Genomic DNA, 3105 nt, shown 5'->3' on the forward strand with positions numbered 1-3105 from the left:
ATCGAAGCCAGGCATCCGGGGGCCCGCGTGGAGTGGCAGCGCACAGGTGGGTACAGCAACATGAAGGACAGGCTTGACTCTGATCCGAGGGTGGGGCGGTTGGCCCAGAGGGCCATCGAGATGGAGGGCATGACCCCAGTCATAAAGCCGATCCGCGGCGGCACGGACGGGTCGAGGCTGAGCTACGAGGGGATTCTCACCCCAAACCTGTTCACGGGGGGTGGGGATTTCCACAGCAGGAAGGAATGGGTGTGCGTGGATTGGATGGAGAAGTCCGTGCGGGTGATCTTGAACCTCTGCGCACTCTGGGCGCAGGAGCGGTGAAGGCCTTTCAACAGTGCCGGATCTGCCCGCGCGAGTGCGGGGTTGACAGGACCAAAGGGGAGACTGGCTGGTGTGGGGCAGGGGCGGCCCCGAAAGTGGCCCGAGCGGGACTGCACTTCTGGGAGGAGCCGTGTCTGGTGGGAACTCGCGGTTCGGGGACGGTCTTCTTCTCCCACTGCAACCTGTCGTGCGTCTACTGCCAGAACCACAGGATCAGTTCGGAAGGGTTCGGCCGTGAGGTGACGACCGAGAGGCTCGCATGCATCCTCCTGGACATCGGGGCGCGGGCTGAGAACGTGAACTTGGTCTCGCCGACTCATTACGCCCCTGTCGTGACTGAGGCGGTTCGCATCGCCAAGGCGTCCGGGCTCCGGGTTCCGGTTGTGTGGAACAGCAATGCATATGAGAGTCCTGAGACCATCCAGGCCCTCAATAGCCTAGTGGACATATACCTCCCGGATCTCAAGTACTTCTCTGAGGAATCCGCTGTGCGCTATTCGGCTGTGCCCGGCTACTTCGCTGCCGCCAGCCGGGCAATTGAGGAGATGAATGCACAGGTCGGCGAAGTCCAGACGGACGGGCGTGGTGTGGCGAGGAAAGGCCTTATCATAAGACACCTGGTCCTTCCAGGTCTGGTTGAGGAGTCCCTCGCGGTGCTTGAGTGGGTCAGGACCCGGCTGGGCAGACGCACATGGGTGAGCCTGATGGCCCAGTACTGCCCTGCCCACCGCGCTGGCGACTACCCGGAGATAGCTAGGCCTATCCTCACAGCGGAGTACCAGGCCGTGGTGGAGCGCTTCATCGAGCTGGGGTTTGAGGGCGGTTACTGCCAGGAAAGATCAGCCGCAAGCCTCGCCTTCGTGCCAGATTTCGACCTGTCGGGAATGGACCCGGTGGACCGGGCGGACCCGCCGAGTGCATTGAAGGTTCCGAACTCCGAGCCTTGTCACAGCTCCTTCTGATAGATCCTGTAGGTCTTATACTGCACGCCCCCAACCCCCTCTGCGTCCCTGCGCATGGGGATGTTGAACTCATGAACCGTGGAGCCTTCCCCGAGCGTGTAGCCTCGCTCCTTGGCCCGCCTGAACAGGTGCAGATACATGGCGGCGGAGACGCCTTTCTTGTGGAATTCGGGGACCACCATAAGTACGAAGACCCTGGCGGCTGTTATGCGCCTCCTGAGCCACATGAACTTAAGAAACCCGAAGGGGAAGAGCCGGCCGTTGAGGTGCTTGAGGACCTGGTTGTAGTCGGGCAGAGCGATCACTAGCCCCACCGGTCTGTCACCTGCGCGGGCGATGAGGATGAGCTCAGGGTCAGCCACCGGCAGGATTTGGCTTGCCTGTGCGCGTAGTTCCTCCATGGTAGGGGGGACCATATCCGGCCATTCCTCGGGCATCGAGCGATCGACGATCTCCTTGATGTCCCGGAGTTCTCCCTCGATGTTGCGGGTGTTCACAGGATCGATCCTGAACCCGAACCTCTCCATGGCTCGCCCGACCAGCCTCTGGAACCTCTCGGGAATGCCCTGCGTCATGTCATACTTGTACGCCAACCTGTCGAACTGCTTCTCAAACCCGTACTCCGAAAGCAACTCCGGATAGTACGGAGGGTTGTACGACATCATGAGAAAAGGCGGTTCATCGAACCCATCGATGAGGAGAGCCCTGTAGTCATCGCCATTGCTCGGCGATTGTGGACCGGTCACCCTGGTGGCGCCGTGTTGCCTGAGCCAGGACAGCGCCACGTCGAACAGTGAGCGGGTGATGTCGAAATCGTTGACGGACTCGAAAAGGGTGAAGTACCCCTCCGAGCGGCGCTTCTCCCGGTTCAGGTTACCGTCCATGCCGACACCCACGCGCCCAACCACGCGACCACCCTTTCTTGCCAGGAAGTGGGCGTACGGTCCCATTCTCAGCAGGACGTTGTGCCTGGGGTCCATGGTTCGCAACATGTCGGAGATCAAGGGCGGCACCCAGTTGGGATCGCCCCGGTAAATGGCCCACGGCAGTTTCACAAAGCTGAGCCTCTCTGCTCGTGTAGCTACCATATCCACCACAATGCCGGACATGCCAACGCCTCCGATTCGCATCCTCTTGTGTTGCGCCACCCGACGTGAGTATTCGACACATGGAATTGCTCACCTTCCCGGAAAGCAGGCCTGCACATGGGCAAGCGATACTCAGGCGAGACAATCGGGAACCGTGCGGGATGCCACGGGAGAAAAGGAAATGCCCCGGGCTTGCCCCGGGGCACTCATGAGCAGACGAAACCCTAATACCTGCTGTGGCTCTCCGCCCTCTGAGCCGCGAAACACTCGCTGCAATAAACGGGCCTGTCGCCGCTGGGCTGGAAGGGTACCATTGCAGGCTTGCCACAAGCGGAGCAGGTGACCTCGAACATCTCGCGGGTGCCTGAGGTGCCGACCCGGGCTGCCTTGCGGGCCCTGCGGCAATCAGGGCACCTCGACGGCTCGTTCTGGAACCCACGGTCCACGTAGAACTGCTGCTCTCCGGCGGTGAACACGAAATCCTGCCCGCAGTCTCTGCAGTTCAGGACCTTGTCCTCGAATGCCAACCTGATCACTCTCCCTTTCTCCTAGTAGTCTCTTGATCAAGTCGGCATGCTTGACGACGCACGCCCTTGAACAACAGCCACCTTTAGACTAGCATTTTGGCGGAGAAAATGCAAGATGATTGACAGGGGATTGATGAATGCCTATCATTAAAGAGAGACCGAATGATCGGGGGATGCAGAATGCGTGGCGACAGAATTGAACCC

4 protein-coding genes are annotated in these 3105 nt (G+C 60.4%); 2 read left to right on the top strand and 2 right to left on the bottom strand.

All coding sequences use genetic code 11. The features are described from left to right. The coding region (locus tag NUW23_09915) for a peptidase T (protein ID MCR4426485.1) at nt 1-324 on the top strand (324 nt) is incomplete at its 5' end. Nucleotides 325-461: 137 nt separating this feature from the next. Further along, a complete protein-coding gene (locus NUW23_09920; GenBank protein MCR4426486.1) occupies nt 462-1286 on the top strand; it encodes a radical SAM protein in 825 nt (274 codons plus the stop codon). Here the strand turns inward: NUW23_09920 and NUW23_09925 are convergent. Then, nucleotides 1271-2395, bottom strand: a complete 1125-nt coding sequence (locus NUW23_09925) for an N-acetyltransferase (GenBank protein ID MCR4426487.1) — start codon at nt 2393-2395, stop codon at nt 1271-1273. The two genes, NUW23_09920 and NUW23_09925, sit on opposite strands and share 16 nt — an antisense overlap. A 203-nt stretch (nt 2396-2598) precedes the next feature. Further along, nucleotides 2599-2901: a zinc-ribbon domain containing protein gene (locus tag NUW23_09930; GenBank protein MCR4426488.1), complete on the bottom strand. Its 303-nt coding sequence runs from the start codon at nt 2899-2901 to the stop codon at nt 2599-2601. Nucleotides 2902-3105: the final 204 nt, after the last annotated feature.

Source organism: Bacillota bacterium (assembly GCA_024655925.1).
Taxonomy (GTDB): domain Bacteria; phylum Bacillota; class DTU025; order DTU025; family JANLFS01; genus JANLFS01.

Excerpts from the sequence above, each read along its gene's own strand:
- NUW23_09925 (MCR4426487.1), bottom strand. The coding sequence starts at position 2,395 with ATGTCCGGCATTGTGGTGGATATGGTAGCTACACGAGCAGAGAGGCTC.